Here is an 18,203-nt window from a genome sequence, read left to right on the forward strand (position 1 = left end):
TCGCGTCGCGTGCAAGCGCACGGCGCGCTCGTCCATCCGTCTCAAGGGGAATACCTGGCATGAAGTCCTACCACCCGGCGCGCCGCGCGTCCGGGCCGCGCCCGCGCTGCCTGAGCCGCAGCATCCACTTCCTTCTCGTCGGCGGCATGGTCGCCATGCCGACGCTCGCCCTCGCGCAGGACGCGCCGGCGGCCGACGACATCCAGGCACTGGACGCCGTCTCGGTCACCGGCAGCTACAGTCGCAGCCTCGAACAGGCCGTCGATCTGAAGCGCGACAACGTGGGCTTCTCCGATTCGATCGTTGCCACCGACGTCGCCGATTTCCCCGAACAGAATCTCGCCGAGGCGCTGCAGCGCATGCCCGGCGTCACCATCGAACGCAACAAGGGTCTGGGCTCGCGCGTCAACGTGCGCGGCCTGCCGTCCGACTACACGCATGTGTCGATCAACGATCTCGCCACGGCCTCGGGCAGCGGCGGTCGCGAAGTCGAATTCGACATCTTCGCGTCGGAGATCATCCAGCAGGTCACCGTGCAGAAGTCGCCGACCGCGGCGGACGAGGAAGGCGGCATCGCCGGCACGGTGAAGATCTCCACCGCGCGCCCGTTCGACTACAGCACGCGCCAGCTGGTCGGCTCGGTCGAAGGCGCACACAACTCGATCTCGGAAGAGACCGATCCGAAGGTGTCTTTCCTCGCGTCCGACACCTGGGGCGACTGGGGCGCGCTGGTGTCGTTTTCCAAGGCCAAGCGTACCAACCGCACCGACGGCACGTCGGGCATCAACTTCCGTCCGATGTCGCGCTTCCTCGGCGCGTCGGGCGTGCGCGGGTCGCAGGCCGAAGCCGTGATCGAACGTGATACCGGTCGCCAGATCGGCAACCGCGCCAACACCGCCGAATCGAATCTGATCGTGTTCCAGGACAAGGTCGGCGACCGGGTGTTCCTCAACGAACAGGACAAGTGGGGCGCGACCGCGTCGCTGCAGTTCAAGCCGAGCAATGATTTCAGCCTGAGCTTCGACGCGCTGGTCGGCGGCTACGACGCGACCGAAGACGAGTACGACGCCGCCGCGTACTCCGCCTCGAGCCGCAGCACGCTCGAGACCATCCACGCCTACGACGACACCACACTGGCCGAGCACGGCATCCTGGTGCTGCGCGACGTGTCCTACACCGCCACGCAGCACGAGTTCCTGAGCAAGGAACGCCGCAACGAAACCGACTTCCGCCAGTACAGCGCGGCGCTGGACTGGCGCGGTGAGAGCTGGACCATCGACGCCCTGCTCGGCTACTCGGGCGCGAAGAAGACCCTCGACTACGCCAACCTCAAGCACGTGGCCTATGCGCCCTCGCGCACACGCTGGACCGATCGCGCCGGCGAGACGATTCCCAGCGCATCGTCGAACGGCTTCGACATGTACGACTCGCCCGAGCGCTACCTGTTCGAAGCCTACGAGACGACGCTCGAGCACATCAGCGACGACAAGTACGCCGCGCAGGTCAACGTGGGCAAGACGCTGGATCTCGCGTTCCTGCCGGCGCTGCGCAGCATCCGCTTCGGCGCGCGCCACACCGACAAGTCCAAGGAACGCCAGTACGGCGAAGCCAAGATCGGCGGTCCGTCGGCCGGCAACAACAGCTGGGTCAACACGCGCACGCTGGCCGACAGCCGGCTGCAGCCGATCGGCGACATCGTGCCCGGCGGCGCCTACACCGCGCGCGATCTCGACTGGCAGATGGTCGGCAACGATTACGCGCGCGACACCTTCCGCTACGCAGGCTTCTCCACCCCGTTCGACGACGCCCAGTACTACCGCGTCGACGAACAGGCGACGGCGCTGTATGCGATGACGGATTTCGCCTTCGACCTCGGTCGCGTACCGGTCGACATCAACGCCGGCGTGCGCTGGGTCGATACCTCGGTGACGTCGTTCGGCTATCACCCGGTGCAGAACCCGGACGGCAGCACCGGATACACCGACACGCCGGTGTCGATGGACGGCGACTACAGCGACGTGCTGCCGAGCCTCAACATCACCGCCGAGCTGCGCGACGGGCTGCTGCTGCGCGCCGCTGCGTCGCAGACGCTGATCCGCCCGGCGATGACCGACATCGCCTACAAGCGCACGGCGAGCTGGAGTTCCTACCGCTTCACCGACGGCAATCCGGCACTGAAGCCGACCTATGCCGACCAGTGGGAAGTGGGCCTGGAGCAGTATCTCGACAATGGTGGTCTGCTTGCCGCGTCGTACTTCCGCAAGAAGATCGACGGTGTGGTCATCAATGCACTGACCGGCGTGGTCGAGGACGTGCCGGTCTACAACGCCAACGGCACGCTCAACGGCATCTTCGATTTCGACGTCTACCAGCCGGTCAATGCGGCGGGCGCCTACGAGGTCGACGGCATCGAGCTCATCGCCCAGTTGCCGCTGACGATGCTGCATCCGACGCTGGAAGGGTTCGGCATCAACGCCAACTACACGATGCTCGACAGCTCGCTGGCCGGCGAATCCGACCTCGGCATCCAGACGCCGATGCCCGGCCTGGCCGAGAAGACCTGGAACCTCACCGCCTACTACGAGAACGAACGCTTCGACGCCCGCGTGTCCTACAACCACAAGAGCGAGTACGTGGAATCGATCGGCTACAACATGTATCCGATCTACCGCGACGGCTACGGCCAGCTCGACGTGTCGATCGGCCTGCGTCTGGCCGACAACCTCAAACTGAGCCTCAAGGGCATCAACATGACCGACGAGGCGACGACCGGCTACACCATGGATCCGTCGTTCCCGACGATGTACGAACTGTCGGGCCGCCGCATCTCGCTAGGGCTGCGCGCGGATTTCTGAGTCCGGCTGCGCAGGCAACATGGAAAAGGCCACCGCTTGCGGTGGCCTTTTCTTTCACTCCGCGAAACGAGCGCGGTCAGCGATGCGCCAGCGCGTAATCCAGTGCGGCCACGATCGATGCCACCTGCGCGGCATTGCATTCGGTCGGCGTCGTGCGCGGGCTGTCGGGATAGACCTCGGTCGTGGTCACGTACTGCGCGCCGGTGATGCCGGCGCACAGGCCGAGCTGCTCCAGCGGGTACTCGATCACGCCGTGGGCGACAACGGGCGAACCGATCATCTCGCCGTCCGCATCGGCCGGCGCGATGTGGGTCACCTGCTCCACCGCGGCGATGACCGCCTGCTGGAACGCGGGCTGCGGGCGCTCGCTGTCGTCGACCAGATAGAAGCCGTCGGGGATGCCGCCCGGCTCGAAGGCCACCCCGTCACGCGCGGCCAGTGCGGGACGGAACTCGGATTCGTCGGTGTCGGTGGTCTCGTGCAGATCCACATGCACCAGCACGGTGCCCCGCAGCGGCGTGAGCAGCGCGACCAGCGCGGCTGACTCTTTCGCCGGGCTGCCGGCGCGGAACGCGCGGTTCGGATCGATCGCGTCGATGTTCCAGCGCTGCACGTGTTCGTAGCCCCAGGGGCTGACGCAGGGCACGACCAGCAGATTGATCCGGCCGGCGTAGTTCCGGGCCACCGTTTCGACGAAATCCAGTGCGCCTTCGATGCCGCTGGTCTCGTAGCCGTGCACGCCACCGGTGATCACGCCGATCGGCAGATCGTGATTCCAGTCGCGGCTGCGGATCGCGAGCAGCGGATACCGGCCGCCGCCTTCGCGCCCGCTGTAATCGAGGGTGTCGTAGGTCTCGACGTCGAAGCGGTCGCGCAGCGCATCGATCCGCGTCACGACATCGTCGGCGTGGCTGCGCTGCCGCACCTGACGGGCCCGCCAAGCCGCGCGTTCGGCATCGCCCCAGCGCTGGCCGGGGGTGCCGATCGGATAGAACGGGGTCTGCTGCATGGCGTGCTCCGGTGCTTGAAAATCGCGGGCACTCTAGCACCGCGTCGACGGCGCAGACCTCAGGCCGGCGCGGGCCGTCCGTAGAGATAGCCCTGTCCGTACTGGCAGCCGAGTTCGTCGAGCATGTCGCGCTGCGCCTGGGTTTCCACGCCTTCGGCGATCGTGTCGATGCCGAGGGTGCCTGCCAGCGCAAGGATCGCGCGCACCAGCGCCAGGCTTTCGGCATGCAGATCGCTGCCCAGGCCCTGCACGAAGCTCTGATCGATCTTCAACGCCTGGATCGGGAACCGGTGCAGATAGGACAGCGCGGAGAACCCGGTGCCGAAATCGTCCAGCAACGCGAGCACGCCGCGCTCGCGCAGCTGGCTGAGCATGCGCAGCGCCCGCGGCGCATCGTCGAGCAGCGCGACTTCGGTGATCTCGATGCGCAGACGCCCGGGATCGGCGCCCGCGCTTTCGAGCAGGAACAGCAGGCGTTCGACGAAATCGTCGGAGCGGAAATGCCGCGGCGAGACGTTGATCGACACGTAACCCGGCGCGTTCGATCCCGCCATGATGCCGATGACCTTGCGGTACATCAGCCAGTCGACCTGCTCGATCAGGCCGCTGTCCTCGCCCACGCCGATGAAGTCGGCCGGCGGCAGGATGCCGTGCAGCTCGTGGCGCCAGCGCAGCAGGGCTTCGTGGCCGATCACCGCGCCGTCGGTCAGGCGCACGATCGGCTGGAAGAACGGTTCGAACGCGTCCTGCAGGATCGCCCGGCGCAGATCCGCTTCGAGATCGAGCAGGCGCGTCGCCTCGGCGCGCATCGCTTCGTCGAAACGTTCGCTGCGGTCGCGGCCGCAGGCCTTGGCCCGATACATCGCCGCGTCCGCGTCGCGCAGCAGGCCATCGCCGTCGGCGCCCGCATGCGACATCGCGATGCCGATGCTGCCCGAGGGATACAGCTCGCGACCGGCCACCCACATCGGCCGCGACAGCGTCGCCAGCAGCGCAGCGGCCATCGTGTCCGCGACGCCCGCGTCATCGACGCCTCCGAGCACCAGCGCGAACTCGTCGCCGCCCAGCCGCGCGGCCATGTCCTGCGGACCGAGCAGTGCCGAGATGCGTTGCGCGATCTCGACCAGCATCGCGTCGCCAGCGGCGTGGCCGACGCTGTCGTTGACCAGCTTGAAGCGGTCGAGATCGAGGAACAGCACCGCGAACGGCTCCTGCCGACTCTCCGACGACGCCAGCGCGGCATTGAGACGTTCGAGCAGCTGCACGCGGTTCGGCAGCCCGGTCAGAGGATCGTGACGCGCCTGGTGCACAAGCCGCTGCTGCGCCCGGACGCGCTCGCCGATCTGCGCGCGCAGTTCGCGGTTGGCTTCTTCCAGCTCGCGCGTGCGCGCATCGACCCGGAACTCGAGTTCGGTGTGTGCGGCCTTCAGCGCTTCCTGCGCACGCTTGCGCTCCAGCGCACTGTCGATGTGATGCGCGACGAAGGTCAGCAGCGCCTGGTCGCTGTGCGCGAAGCTGATCTCGGGGTCGTAGCTCTGCACCGCGATCGCGCCGACCGGTCGGCCATCGCGACTCAGCGGCACACCCAGCCAGCACTGGGCCTGGGTGCCGCGGCTCTGCAGTTCGCCACTGGCCTCCAGCAGCACGATGCTCTCGCGCCGCGCGAGCAGCGGTTCGCCGCTGTCGATGACGTATTCGGTCAGGCCGTTGGCCCGTTCGCGCGGACGCCGCGCCACGTCGCGCTCGTCGACCGAATACGGGAACTCCAGACGCTGGCCGTCCTGGCTCAGCATCGCGATGTAGAAATTCCGCGCGTACAGCAGTTCGCCGACGATCGCGTGCAGATCGGCATAGAAGCGTTCGACGCTGCCGGCCGCGACCGAGAGCTCGCTGATCCGGTACAGCGCCCGCTGCAGCCGCTCGGCGCGGGCGCGCTCGGTGATCTGCGCCTGCAGGCCGAAGTTCGCTTCCTGCAGTTCCTGGGTGCGCGAATCGACGCGGCGCTCGAGTTCGGCATGCGCCTGCTTGCGGTCGAGCGCGGTGAGGATGTGCTGGGCCACGAATTCGAGCAGCGCCCGGTCGTCCTGGCTGTAGCGGTCGGGCCGGTCGTAGCTCTGCACAACGATCGCGCCGCACACGCGCCCGTCGCGGCGCAGCGGCACGCCCAGCCAGTCGGCGCTGTCGGGGCCGTGCAGCAGATCGCCGTCGTCGACGCCATGGGCACGCCGCAGCTGTGCCGACGGTCCCAGCATCGGCTGGCCTTCGCGCAACAGCGCGATGGTCAGGCTGTTGGGCATGTCGCTGACGTGCAGTTCCTGCTCGGGATCGGCGACCCAGGGATCGAGCGCGTCGACGAAGTACAGGAACCGCAAGGTCTCGCTGAGATCGTCGTAGAGCACGATGTAGAAATTCTCGGCGGTCATCAGGCCGCCGACGACGCCGTGGATGCGCGCCAGCACCTCGCCCATCTCCAGCGACGAGCCGGCCAGGTCGGCGATCTCGTACAGGGCCTGTTGCAGCCGTTCGGAGCGCTGCAGGGTCGCGACGATGTGTTCGGTGGCCAGCGCATCGAGCGCGGCGAGCAGGCTGTTCGCCGCCAGCCGTGCCCAGGCGGCGCACATCGCATCGTCGTGCGCCGCGTCGACGGCGACCGCGACACGTGCGCCGCCGCGTGTCGCGCGCAGGACGTACGCGCCTTCCGCGTTTGCATCGTCGTCGAGCGCGTCCTGCGCGGTGTCCGCCAGCGCAGCGGACGCGGCCCGTGCGTGGATCGCGCCGCGACCGCCGTAGGGACAGTGCCAGGCGATCGCGAGCGCCAGCCCGTCGGGCGCGGTGGCGAGAATCTCCCGCGCACGCGCCGCCGCGTCGGCGGACGGCTGGGCGGGCGATTCCGGAAGCTGGCGATCGGACACGGGAACTTTGCAGGCCTTGGCTGACACGAGCATAACCAAATCGTCACATCGATCCGTGCCCGCGACCCCATCTGCGACATCCGCACGTTCGACAGTCCATGCACGCGCACGTCGCTCCCGCGTTTCCGATCCGTCCGGTCTTCCCGGCCACGTCCGCAGCACGTAACCTGCAGGCCATGCCCGACATCGCCAGCCAGCAGGAGCCGCCCGGCGACGATGCCCTGATGCAGGCATGGGTCGCGGGCGATGTCGCGGCGTTCGAGACGCTCTACCGTCGTCATCGCGACAAGCTCTACCGGTTTCTCGTGCGCCAGCTGCGCAATGGCGCGCTGGCCGAGGAGGTGTTCCAGGACATCTGGCAGCGCGTGATCGCCGCGCGCGCCGACTGGAAACCGGACGCGATGTTCACGACCTGGCTCTACCGCATTGCCCACAATCGTCTCGCCGATCACTGGCGCGCCGCGCAGCACCGTCCGCCGCCGCCCGAGGATGCGGACCTGCGCACCGCGCGGATCGTCGATCCCGATTCGCCCGAACGGCAGCGCTCCGAGTTCGAGCAGCGTCGCCAGCTGCAACTCGCGCTGGAAGGGTTGCCGGACGAGCAGCGCGAAGTGGTGCTGCTGCGGCTGGAACAGGAACTGACGCTGGAGGAGATCGGCGAGATCACCGGCGTCGGCCGCGAAACCGTGAAATCGCGACTGCGCTACGCGATGGACAAACTGCGCACGCTGCTGAACCCATGAAACGACCCGACCGCGAACCGCTGACGCCCGAAGAACGCATGCTGGCCGACCGCCTGGCACGCGACGGCAGTGCCGCGTCGCCGTCGCCTGCGCTCGATGCGGCGATCCTCGGCGCTGCCCGAGAGGCCGCAGGCGCAACACCCGCGCAGGCGCGGACGGCCGTCGCGCATCGACGGGTGCCCCCGCGTCGCCGGCGCTGGCCGTTCGCTACCGGCATCGCCGCATCGCTGGCATTGGCGGTCGGCATCGCGTGGCAGTTGCGTCCAGTGCCTGACACCGAAATGCGTGCGGCGTCCGAGATGCCTGCGGCTGCACCCGCGGCGGACATCGCGCCAGCGCCCGAAGCGATGCGTTCCCGCGAGGTCCCGGCACCGCCGCTCGCCGAACCTGCGCCGCCGCCCGCGCAAGCCGTCACCGACGCACCGGCACCTGAGGCGCCCGCCGCAGACGCGGCGCCGGCGGCTGCACCGACACGGAAGGAGACGGTGAGCGCCGAGTCCGCGGACAACGCGTCTTCGGCTTCTGCCGCAAACGTGCAGGCGCCGGCCGAGCGACCGACCGCGTTCGGCGCGGAGATGCATCCAGCCGCCGCACCGCCGCCACCGGCTGCGATCCCCGCCGCCGCTCAGTCGGTGCCCGCACCGCCAGCACCTGCGCCTGCACGCGCACCACCACCGGCCCCACCCTCGCCTCCCCCGCCCGCGCCCATGCAGGCGCTCACTGAATCAGCGGCGCGTCGCGCGGCGCCGGCAGCGCCCGCGCCTGCGGCTGCACGCCAGACACGCGCGGAATCGCAGGCGATGGTGCTCGACTCGATCGACGACGGGCCCGACGACGGCGATCCGCCCGCGTCGGCCGATGCACCCGAAGTCCGCGCCGCATGGCTGGCGCGGGTGCGCGAACTGCTCGATGCCGGCCGCATTGGCGAGGCCAAGGCCAGCCTGGCCGAATTCCACCGCCGGCATCCGCAGGCCGAGCTGCCACCGGACCTGCGCGCGTTGCTGGACTGATGCCGCTCGACACACTCGCAGGACCGGTCGACCACACGCTCGAGGTCAAGCACAGCCGCTTCATCGCATACGCGGCGCCGGTCGACGATGCCGACGGCGCAGCCGCTTTCATGCAGCAGGTGCACGTCGCCGATGCCACCCACAACTGCTGGGCCTGGCGCATCGGTGACCAGTACCGCTCCAGCGACGATGGCGAGCCGGCCGGCACGGCCGGCCGGCCGATCCTCGCCGCGATCGATGGCCAGGGCTTCGACCGAATCGCCGTCGTCGTCGTGCGCTGGTACGGCGGCATCAAGCTCGGCGCCGGCGGGCTGGTGCGCGCGTACGGCGGCTGCGCAGCCGAGTGCCTGCGCATCGCGCCCCGCGTTGCGCTGGTCGAGATGGCGACGCTGCGGCTGCACGCGCCGTTCGACGCGATCGGCAGCGTGCACGCGGCGCTGCCGGGCGCGCTCGCGGTCAAACGCGAAGAGAGCTTCGACACCCGCGGCGTGTCGGTGGTGCTGGACCTGCCGGCAGACCGCGTCGACGACTTGAAAACCCGTCTGCGCGATGCCACCCGTGACCGGGTCCGCATCGACGACAATGGCTGATGGCATTCCAATCCCCCCGCACGACGCCTGACGCCGGCGAACCCAAAGCGCGCATCGGTGCGCTGAAGACCCTGTGGCCGTTCGTGATGCGACAGCGCGGCCTGTTCGCCGCCTGGATGGTCGCGCTCGCGCTGTCGTCGGCGGCGACGCTGAGCCTGCCGATGGCGGTCAAGCAGATGATCGACCACGGCTTCACCGGCGGCGACCAGATCGATCGCGCGTTCGCGTTGCTGCTGCTCGTCGCGATCGCGCTGGCGGTGTTCACCGCGGCGCGGTTCTTCTTCGTGTCGCTGCTCGGCGAGCGCGTCGTCGCCGATCTGCGCAATCGGCTCTACGGCCATCTGCTCGATCTCGACCAGACCTTTTTCGAACAGACCCGCAGCGGCGATCTGGTCTCGCGCCTGAGCGCGGACACCGAACTGCTGCGCGCGGTCGTCGGCTCGACGATGTCGGTCGCGCTGCGCAGCACGGTGATGGTGATCGGCAGCGTCGCGATGCTGGTGGTCACCAGTCCGCGGCTCGCGGCGTTCACCCTGATCGGCATTCCGCTGTTCGTGCTGCCGCTGGTGCTGGGCGGCCGCAAGCTGGCGAAGATCTCGCGCCAGAGCCAGGACCGCGTGGCCGATGCCAACGCCCTCGCCAACGAGACGCTGACCGCGATCCGCACCGTGCAGGCGCACGCGCGCGAACCCTGGGAGCGCGGACGCTTCGGCGATGCGGTTGCGCAGTCGGTCGCCACCGCGCGCCGGCGCATCGGTCTGCAGTCGATCATCACCGCGGTGGCGATCACGCTGATCTTCGGCGCGGTGACCGTGGTGCTGTGGTCGGGCGCGCACGACGTCATCGAAGGCCGCATGACCGCCGGCACGCTGGGCCAGTTCGTGCTCTATGCGCTGTTCGGCGCGGGCTCGGTCGGCGCGCTGGCGGAAGTCTGGAACGAGCTGCAACGCGCCGCGGGCGGCATGGGCCGGATCGGCGAACTGCTGGTCGAGCATCCCGGCATCCGCGCGCCCGACGCGCCGGTGACGTTGCCGGTGCCGGTCCGCGGCGCGCTGCGCTTCGAGGACGTGCGTTTCAACTACCCGTCGCGCCCGGATGCACCGGCGCTGGAACATTTCAGCCTGCACGTCGCACCCGGGGAGACCGTCGCACTGGTCGGCCCGTCGGGCGCCGGCAAGAGCACGGTGCTGTCGCTGCTGTTGCGCTTCCACGATCCGGCGGAAGGCACGGTGTCGATCGACGGCGTCGACATCCGCGGGCTCGATCCCGCGGCGCTGCGCGATCACCTCGCGCTGGTGCCGCAGTCGCCGACGATCTTCGCCACGAGCGCGCGCGAGAACATCCGCTACGGGCGGCTCGATGCCAGCGACGCCGACATCGAAGCGGCGGCGCGCGCGGCCGAGGCCGATGCCTTCATCCGCGACCTGCCCGACGGCTACGACGCCCAGCTGGGTGAGCGCGGCGCACGTCTGTCCGGCGGCCAGCAGCAGCGCATCGCGATCGCCCGCGCCCTGCTGCGTGATGCACCGGTGCTGCTGCTCGACGAAGCGACGTCCGCGCTCGATGCGCAGAGCGAGTTCGCGGTGCAGGAAGCACTGGCGCGGCTGATGGAAGGTCGCACGACGCTGGTCATCGCGCACAGGCTGGCGACCATCCTCAAGGCCGACCGCATCGTGGTCATGGACCGCGGTCGCATCGTCGCCCAGGGCACGCATGCGGACCTGCTGGCGCAGGGCGGCCTCTACGCGGAACTGGCGCGGCTGCAGTTCATCGACTGAGCACGCGCACGGCGACCCGCTCGCCGCGTGTCGCCGTGCGATCTTCCTACGCGCGCGCAGCGTCCAGGCCGCGCAAGGATCGCACCGCGTAATCCGCGGCATGCCGCAGCATCGCCGGTGCGATGTAGCGGCGGTGCACGCCGCTGATCACCGCCATGTACAGACGTCCGAACGGATTGCGCGTGCGCACGCGCGTCGCCATCGAGCAGACAAACGCGCCGTCGGCCTCGAGACGCACGCCGACACAGGTGCGGAACATCAGGTGCTTGTCGTCCGCGCCGAGGATGACTTCGACGCGGCGCCCGTCGGCACTGCGGCGTTCGGACAGCACCGGATGTCGGCCGGCGAACTGCAGCGGTGCATCGGATGACAGCAGCGAGGACGCGGGACATCCGAGCGGCGAGGTGCGCAGCCCCGCAGGGCGCACCAGCACGTTGCGCAGCGCCATCAATCGCGACACGCCATCGGGCGGATTCGCGACGAAGCCGGTCAGCAGATGCTCCATGACGTGCGCGGCTGTCGCACCGTGGACCTGCGCGCCCAGCCGCAGCACCACCTGGTCTTCGTGCGCGATACGGCCGGGCAATTGCGACTGCAGCAGCGAATCCGCATCCACGCCGCTCGCGACGACATCGCGTCCGCCGCCATTGTCCGCGCGGAAGCCCGCAGCGACGCGGCGCTGCGCGATACCCGCGCGTAGACGTCCCATCGCGCCGCGCACCCCGGCGCAGAAGCGCGCGGCGATCGACGCCGGCGGCGCGTGCAGCGACAGCGCCGTGGTCGCGATCGACCCCGGGCTACGCCAGGCCGTATCGAGCAGCGCCTGCACCGCGGGCGGGAGCACTTCGGTCAGCGCAGGAATGTCGGCGGTATTGCCAAGCACGCGGGCCTGCGTCGCGGCGTCGAGTCCGCCGGCGGTCTCGTCGGGATGGCAGGACAGTGCGAACAAGGTGGGATGCGGGCCCCCCGGACGTGCGGCGATGAACTGGTGCCAGGTACCGCCGCCGAAACGTACCGAAAACAGGCAGTCCGGCGGCACCTCGACCACGTGCAGGGCATCGACGAACGCGCGCGGGTCGGCGTCGATCTGCGTCTGCGAGGCGGTCGAGAACCGCAGATGTGCACCGGCGCTGCCGGACACTGCGGTGAACATGCGGTTGCCGGCATGGCGGTGGAACGGGTGACCGTTCGCGCCGACGCCGAAGGTGTACAGCGACGACGGATCCCCACGCGCGAGATCCATCGCGCCGAGTCGTGTCGACGGCTCGTCCAGCGCATCGACGAAGGCCGGATGCGCCCGCTGCCGACGCAGCGCATCGCCGATCGCGACATCGCCCTGTCCCGGCGCGAACTGCGCGATCAGCGTGATCTCGACCGGCAGTCCGCCGCAGTGGGACGGCAGGCGCACCGACGGAAACGTCGACGAGGCGCGGATCGCGGTGAACGCCGCACGCGGCGCCGCTGCAGTGCGCAGCGCATCGCCAGCCACCGCGTTCAAACCGCGCCCGCCTTGCGACGTTCTCGCTTGAGCGGACGCGCCACCGGGCACACTTCCGCCGCCCACGCGAAGATCGTGTTCGCCAGCCGGTCGGGCACCAGCCGGAAGAACACGAACTGGCCGCGCTTCTCGCGCTCGATCAGACCGGCTTCTTCCAGCAACCGCAGGTGCCCGGACAGCGCCGGCTTGCTGAACTCGAACCGCGCACCGATCTCGCCCGCGGTGAGTTCGCCGGCATTGAGATACGCCAGGATCTGGCGGCGCGGCGTCGATGCGAGGGCTTCGAAGACCCGTTCCATGGCGGCATACAGTTAACTAATTACCTAATTAATTACGCCGTTGATGGTGGAGTGTCAAGTCTGGTCGATGCCTGCTGACGGCGACGCCGCTGGGATCGGCGTCGGGCTGTGAGCAGTCGAGCATGGGCTTGCTGGCTGCGTTGACTGCGCAGCGGCATGAGGTGCGGCTGTAGCGATTTGGCTCCAGCTGCCGGAACGGTGGCTGCGGCTCTTGCTGTGCTTTTAGCTGTAGCTGTAGCTGTGGCTCTGGCCTTGGCTTCGAGCATTTGATCTCAATCGAGCCGTAAAGCGAGCCGAGCATCGCAGGGCGGCGGGGTCGAAGAGCAGCCCATGTCTGAGCGCAGCGAGTTTGGGCTGCGTGCCCCGTCGTCCGAGAAGCGCAGGGGACCGCCGCGGCTGTATCGCGGCGGATCGCGTCCGGCGAAGGGACCTTTTGGTTCCTTTTGGGTCCATCCAAAAGGAACTCGCACGCGCAGCGGGCGAAAGCCCTGCACTTGCTGTTCGCTTCTCAGCCTCGGCGCTGGACTCTGGAGCGCCGCTAAACGAGGTGCTCGCAAGGCGAAGATCAAGTACAGGGCTTCCGCGCTGTCGCGCGGCTTACTTTTGTCTTGGCAAAAGTAAGCAAAACCGTCTTCGCCGGACGCGAGCCGACGCAATGAAGCCGCGTCGGTTCCCTCCGCTCCTCGCCTGACGTGGCACATTGGGACCTTCACGGTTCCGCAGCCCAAACTCGCTGCGCTCAGACACGGGCTGCTCTTCGGCCACGCCAGGCTCCGGTGCTCGGCTCGCTTTACGGCTCGATTCAAGTCAGAAACCAAAGCCAAAGCTAGAGCAAGAGCCGGAGAACAAATCCAAAGCGGAAAGCCGGAAGCCAGAAGCCAGAAGCCAGAAACCTGAGCAACAACGAAAGCCAGGAAGAGGCGCGACTACTTCGTAGAAACTCCTGACACCCGGAAGGTCCCCAGCGCGTCCACAAACCCCGGCGCCAACGCCATCGACCCGAACACCCCATGCTGCGTGCCACTGAGCACCCGCAACATGTGCCCCCGCCCACCCGGCAGATTCCCCAGCGGCCGGAACGCGACATCGCGCGCGGTCGCGATCATGTCGCGTTCGGACTGGAACACCGGCGTCAGCCATCGGCTCCAGAACTGGTAGATCGCCACGTGCCGGCGACGCACACGCGCATACGTGGCCAGTGCGTCCGGCAACGCCTGCGCCCGCAAGGCATCGCGCAAGGCTTCGGCATCGAGCAGGGCCATGTTGACGCCCTGCCCCAGCTGCGGGCTCATCGCATGCGCGGCGTCGCCGAGCAGCACCCAACGGCCGCAATGCCACTGCGTCAGCGTGACGTCGCGGTAGGTCGCGCGTGCGAGCTGTGCGTGCGTGGTCGTGGCCGCGACCAGACGCGCGGCTTCGGGCCAGATCGCGGTCACCGCATCGCGCCAGTCGTCGAGCGCGGCGGACTGCCAGCCATCGAACGCGGCGATCGGCAGGCTCCAGAAAAAGCTCAGCCTGGGCACGGTATCGCCCGGACGCGTGCCGACCGGCAGCAGGCCGATCATCCGGCGCGCGGCGACGTAGCGCTGGCGGAGTTCGTTCAAGTGCGGCCAGTCGTCCGCATCCAGCAGGCACCACAGCGCACCCCAGGGATACACCGCGTCGCGCCGCACGCCACCGAACCTGCCGCGCAGACGCGAAGCGGCGCCGTCGGCGGCGAGCACCAGATCGAAGGGGCCGTGCCGTGCGCCGTCGGCATCGCACAGCCAGCGATCGTCGGCGCCGTCGGGACCTTCGATGGTGACGCGGGCATGCAGGCGCACAGTGTCGCCGCGCGCCCGGTCGAGGATCGAGAACAGCGCGCCGCGCTGCAGGCCGACGCCGCACAGGCGCGGGTCGAGCCCGGCGTAGCGCATGTCCATGACCGCGCGGCCACACGGCGTCTCGCCGTACAGCCGATCGACACGCGCGCCGTGCGCGAGCACCTGCTCGAGCAGCCCCATGCGCCACAGCACCTGCAGGCCGGTGGGCTGCAGCAGGAAGCCCGCACCGACCGGGCCCGGCTCGGGCGCACGTTCGAAGACCTCGATGCGATGGCCGTCGCGGGCCAGCAATACCGCTGCGGCCTGTCCGGCCGTGCCGTAACCGACGATGGCGATACGCAATGACGTCATGACGGCTCCGCAGCAGGGCGGCCAGCATATCCGGTGAGTTGCGGATCCCGGCAGCCACACGCATCCCGCGCCACCAAGAAAAAGGGCCGCCCTGTTGCCGGGGCGGCCCGTGTCGCTCAGACGAACGCGCGGTCAGTGCGCCGGTCGTTCGTCGCCGTCGTGTTCCAGCTGGCGATCACGCTCGCGTGCCGCTTCCAGACGCGGATCCGGCTCGTCGAGTTTGTCGCCCAGCACGCGACGCACGATGATGAAGAACACCGGGATCAGCAGCAGGCCGAGGAACGTCGCGAACAGCATGCCGCCGATGACGCCGGTGGCCAGTGCATGGCGTGCGCTGGAACCCGCGCCGCTCGACAGTGCCATCGGCGTAACGCCCATGATGAAGGCGAACGAGGTCATCAGGATCGGACGGAAGCGCAGGTTCGCCGCCTCGATCGTCGCATCGCGCAGCGTCTTGCCCTCCTTGTACTGCTGCACCGCGAACTCGACGATCAGGATGGCGTTCTTCGCCGCCAGACCGATGACCGTGACCATGCCGATCTTGAAGAAGATGTCATTCGACAGGCCCGGGCGCAGCATCGTGAAGACCACCGCGCCGAGGATGCCCAGCGGCACCACCAGCAACACCGCGACCGGGATCGACCAGCTCTCGTAGAGCGCGGCCAGACACAGGAACACCACGACCACCGACAGCAGCAACAGCAACGTCGCCGTGTTGCCCGCGATGATCTCCTGGTAGGACATGCCCGCCCAGTCGTAGCCGAAGCCTTCCGGCAGTTCGTTCTCGACGATCTCTTCCATCGCGGCCATTGCCTCACCCGTACTGCGACCGGGTGCCTGCGAACCGACGATGTTGATCGCTGAGTAACCGTTGTAGCGTGTCAGCGACGGCGTGCTCGCGCCCCACTCCGGCTTCACCACCGTGCTCAGCGGAATCATCGTCGGCGTGCCGTCGGGATTCGTCGACGTCGTGCTCGGCGTGTAGAAGCGGCCGATCGAACCCGGCTCGGTGCGGTACTGCGCATCCGCCTGCATGTTGACGCGCTTGATGCGGCCGTCGGACACGTAGTCGTTGACGTAGACCGGCGCCAGCATCAGCTGGATCGCGCCGTAGATGTCGGTCACCGACAGGCCCATCGATTGCGCCTGCACGCGGTCGACGTGCAATTGCAGCTGCGGCGCATCTTCCAGCGTGTTCGGACGCACGCCCTGCAGCACGTCGGTCTTCTGCGCCGCCGCGCCCAGCAGCTGGTTGCGTGCCTGCTGCAGCGCCGCGTTGCCGGCGCCGGTGCGGTCCTGCAGGTACATGTCGAAGCCGCCGAACTGGCCCAGACCCTGCACCGTCGGCAGGTTCACGACGAAGATCGTCGCGTCCTGCACACCCTGCAGCGCGCCGTTGGCCTCGCCGAGGAAGCCGTTGATGTCGACGTCGCGCTCGCCCCAGTCCTTGAGCTTGATGAAGCCCATGCCGACGTTCTCGCCCTGGCCGACGAAGCTGAAGCCCGCGACCTGCAGCATCGCCTCGTACGACGGGTTCTGCTCAAGACGTGCGCGCACGTCCTCGAACACCGCATTGGTCCGCTGCAGGGTCGAGCCTGGCGGCAGCTGCACGATCGCCAGCGCATAGCCCTGGTCCTCGTCGGGCACGAAGCTCGACGGCAGCCGGATGTAGAGGAACGCGCAGACCACGCACAGCACCGCGAACACCGCCATCCAGCGCGGCGCATGCTTCACGGCACTGCCGATGTGGCCGACGTAGGTCGCGTTGACCTTGTCGTAGTACTTGTTGAACGTGCGGACGACGACGTTGTCCTTGCGCTCGCCGGGCGGTGCGTGCTGCTTGAGGAAGGTCGCGCACAGCGCCGGCGTGAAGCCCAGCGCGAGGAAGGCCGAGAAGCCCATCGCGACTGCGATCGTGATCGCGAACTGCTTGTAGATCTCGCCCGAGGCGCCGCCCTGCAGCGCGCTGGGAATGAACACCGCGGCCAGCACGACGGTGATCGCGACGACGGCGCCGGTGATCTGGTCCATCGCCTTCATCGTCGCTTCGCGTGGCGGCAGATGTTCCTCGGCCATGATGCGTTCGACGTTCTCGATCACCACGATCGCGTCATCGACCACGATGCCGATCGCCAGCACCATCGCGAACAGGGTGAGCTGGTTGATCGTGTAGCCGAGCATGCTCAGGCCCAGGAACGTGCCGAGCAGCGCGATCGGAATGACCAGCGTCGGAATGATCGTCGCGCGCAGGTTCTGCAGGAACAGCAGCATCACCAGGAAGACGAGGATCACCGCCTCGATCAGGGTCTTGATGACCTCCTTGATCGACAGCGTCACGAACGTGGTCGTGTCGTAGGGCTTGAACCACTCGATGCCCTGCGGGAACGAGGGCTGCAGTTCGTCCATGCGCGATTCGACCGCCGTGGCCACCGTGAGCGCGTTCGCGCCGGGCAGCAGCTGGATCGCGAACGCACCGGTCGGCTGGCCGTTGTACTTGGTGTCGAAGCCATAGCCCGACGCGCCGATCTCCACGCGCGCGACGTCCTTCAGGCGCACGGTCGCGCCGTCGTTGTCGGCGCGCAGGATGATGTTCTCGAACTGTTCGGGCGTGCTGAAGCGGCCTTCGGCCGAGACCGTGGCGGTGAAGCCCTGGCCTTCCGGCGCCGGGTCGGAGCCGACCGAACCCGCGGCGAACTGCACGTTCTGTCCACGCACCGCGGCCATGACCTCGGTCGCCGACATGCCGTAGCCCTGCAACTGGTCCGGGTTGAGCCAGATGTTCATGGCGTACTCGGAACCGAACTGCTGGGTGCTGCCGACGCCGGGCACGCGCGCGATCTGCTCGAGCACGCGCGAACCGATCAGATCGTTGAGCTGGTTGCGGGTGACCGTCGTGTCCGCCGAACGCAGGCCCACGACCATCAGGAAGCCGGCGTTGGCCTTCGCCACGACGACGCCTTGCTGCACCACTTCACTGGGCAGACGCGGCGTGGCCAGCGAGACCTTGTTCTGCACCTGCACCTGCGCGATGTCCGCGTCGGTACCGGTTTCGAAGGTCAACGTGACGCTGGCGCGGCCGGACGAGCTCGAGGTCGAGCTGAAGTACAGCAGGTTGTCGATACCGGTGAGCTGCTGCTCGATGACCTGTGTGACCGCGCGTTCGGTGGTGTCCGCGCTGGCGCCGGGATAGGTCGCCGAGACGGTGACCTGCGGCGGTGCGACGCTCGGATACGACTCCACGCCCATGTTCAGCAGCGAGATCACGCCAGCGAGCGAGATCAGGATGGAGACGACCCAGGCGAAGACCGGGTGGTTGATGAAAAACTTGGGCATGG

General features: G+C 68.4%; 11 protein-coding genes. 5 read left to right on the plus strand and 6 right to left on the minus strand.

The annotated features are described in order from the left end of the window. Positions 1-59 precede the first annotated feature (59 nt). Positions 60-2,855: a TonB-dependent receptor gene (locus V3391_RS05480; protein ID WP_332077396.1), complete on the plus strand. Its 2,796-nt coding sequence runs from the start codon at positions 60-62 to the stop codon at positions 2,853-2,855. Between the two features lie 76 nt (positions 2,856-2,931). Here V3391_RS05480 and V3391_RS05485 read toward each other — a convergent pair whose 3' ends face one another. Both V3391_RS05485 and V3391_RS05490 read right to left on the minus strand, forming a co-directional pair. Next, complete coding sequence (locus tag V3391_RS05485) at positions 2,932-3,864, minus strand: M14 family metallopeptidase (protein WP_332077397.1); 933 nt, start codon at positions 3,862-3,864, stop codon at positions 2,932-2,934. Positions 3,865-3,923: 59 nt separating this feature from the next. Then, the gene (locus V3391_RS05490) at positions 3,924-6,776 is read right to left on the minus strand and encodes an EAL domain-containing protein (protein WP_332077398.1); all 2,853 of its coding nucleotides are present in this window, start codon (positions 6,774-6,776) and stop codon (positions 3,924-3,926) included. A gap of 176 nt (positions 6,777-6,952) precedes the next feature. Between V3391_RS05490 and V3391_RS05495 the strand changes: the two genes are divergently transcribed. From V3391_RS05495 to V3391_RS05510, 4 genes are read left to right on the plus strand one after another with little or no spacing between them, the layout of a single operon-like run. After that, positions 6,953-7,519, plus strand: a complete 567-nt coding sequence (locus V3391_RS05495) for an RNA polymerase sigma factor (protein ID WP_332077714.1) — start codon at positions 6,953-6,955, stop codon at positions 7,517-7,519. Next, positions 7,516-8,529, plus strand: a complete 1,014-nt coding sequence (locus tag V3391_RS05500) for a hypothetical protein (protein WP_332077399.1) — start codon at positions 7,516-7,518, stop codon at positions 8,527-8,529. Before V3391_RS05495 ends, V3391_RS05500 begins: the two co-directional genes overlap by 4 nt. Beyond that, positions 8,529-9,119, plus strand: a complete 591-nt coding sequence (locus V3391_RS05505; RefSeq protein ID WP_332077400.1) for an IMPACT family protein — start codon at positions 8,529-8,531, stop codon at positions 9,117-9,119. Before V3391_RS05500 ends, V3391_RS05505 begins: the two co-directional genes overlap by 1 nt. Then, on the plus strand, positions 9,119-10,897 hold the full coding sequence (locus tag V3391_RS05510; protein WP_332077401.1) for an ABC transporter transmembrane domain-containing protein: 1,779 nt from the start codon (positions 9,119-9,121) through the stop codon (positions 10,895-10,897). The genes V3391_RS05505 and V3391_RS05510 overlap by 1 nt, the downstream gene beginning before the upstream one ends. Positions 10,898-10,943: 46 nt before the next feature. Here V3391_RS05510 and V3391_RS05515 read toward each other — a convergent pair whose 3' ends face one another. The 4 genes from V3391_RS05515 to V3391_RS05530 all read right to left on the minus strand — a co-directional run bounded on the left by V3391_RS05515 (position 10,944) and on the right by V3391_RS05530 (position 18,201). Then, entirely contained in the window at positions 10,944-12,386 is a 1,443-nt protein-coding gene (locus tag V3391_RS05515; RefSeq protein ID WP_332077715.1) for a DUF2867 domain-containing protein, read from the minus strand. Between the two features lie 5 nt (positions 12,387-12,391). Beyond that, on the minus strand, positions 12,392-12,694 hold the full coding sequence (locus V3391_RS05520) for a metalloregulator ArsR/SmtB family transcription factor (protein WP_332077402.1): 303 nt from the start codon (positions 12,692-12,694) through the stop codon (positions 12,392-12,394). Positions 12,695-13,620: 926 nt separating this feature from the next. Beyond that, positions 13,621-14,868, minus strand: coding sequence for an FAD-dependent oxidoreductase (locus tag V3391_RS05525; RefSeq protein WP_332077403.1), 1,248 nt, complete (start codon positions 14,866-14,868; stop codon positions 13,621-13,623). A gap of 132 nt (positions 14,869-15,000) precedes the next feature. Continuing rightward, complete coding sequence (locus V3391_RS05530; protein WP_425497201.1) at positions 15,001-18,201, minus strand: multidrug efflux RND transporter permease subunit; 3,201 nt, start codon at positions 18,199-18,201, stop codon at positions 15,001-15,003. Positions 18,202-18,203: the final 2 nt, after the last annotated feature.

The sequence above is a fragment of the Luteimonas flava genome (genome assembly GCF_036584485.1).
Lineage (GTDB): Bacteria > Pseudomonadota > Gammaproteobacteria > Xanthomonadales > Xanthomonadaceae > Luteimonas > Luteimonas flava.

What these genes read in the sequence shown, in the direction of transcription:
- V3391_RS05505 (WP_332077400.1), top strand. Translation starts at nt 8,529, where the DNA reads ATGCCGCTCGACACACTCGCAGGACCGGTCGACCACACGCTCGAGGTC.
- V3391_RS05525 (WP_332077403.1), bottom strand. Translation starts at nt 14,868, where the DNA reads ATGACGTCATTGCGTATCGCCATCGTCGGTTACGGCACGGCCGGACAG.
- V3391_RS05520 (WP_332077402.1), bottom strand. Translation starts at nt 12,694, where the DNA reads ATGGAACGGGTCTTCGAAGCCCTCGCATCGACGCCGCGCCGCCAGATC.
- V3391_RS05510 (WP_332077401.1), top strand. Translation starts at nt 9,119, where the DNA reads ATGGCATTCCAATCCCCCCGCACGACGCCTGACGCCGGCGAACCCAAA.
- V3391_RS05500 (WP_332077399.1), top strand. Translation starts at nt 7,516, where the DNA reads ATGAAACGACCCGACCGCGAACCGCTGACGCCCGAAGAACGCATGCTG.
- V3391_RS05530 (WP_425497201.1), bottom strand. Translation starts at nt 18,201, where the DNA reads ATGCCCAAGTTTTTCATCAACCACCCGGTCTTCGCCTGGGTCGTCTCC.
- V3391_RS05495 (WP_332077714.1), top strand. Translation starts at nt 6,953, where the DNA reads ATGCCCGACATCGCCAGCCAGCAGGAGCCGCCCGGCGACGATGCCCTG.
- V3391_RS05480 (WP_332077396.1), top strand. Translation starts at nt 60, where the DNA reads ATGAAGTCCTACCACCCGGCGCGCCGCGCGTCCGGGCCGCGCCCGCGC.
- V3391_RS05485 (WP_332077397.1), bottom strand. Translation starts at nt 3,864, where the DNA reads ATGCAGCAGACCCCGTTCTATCCGATCGGCACCCCCGGCCAGCGCTGG.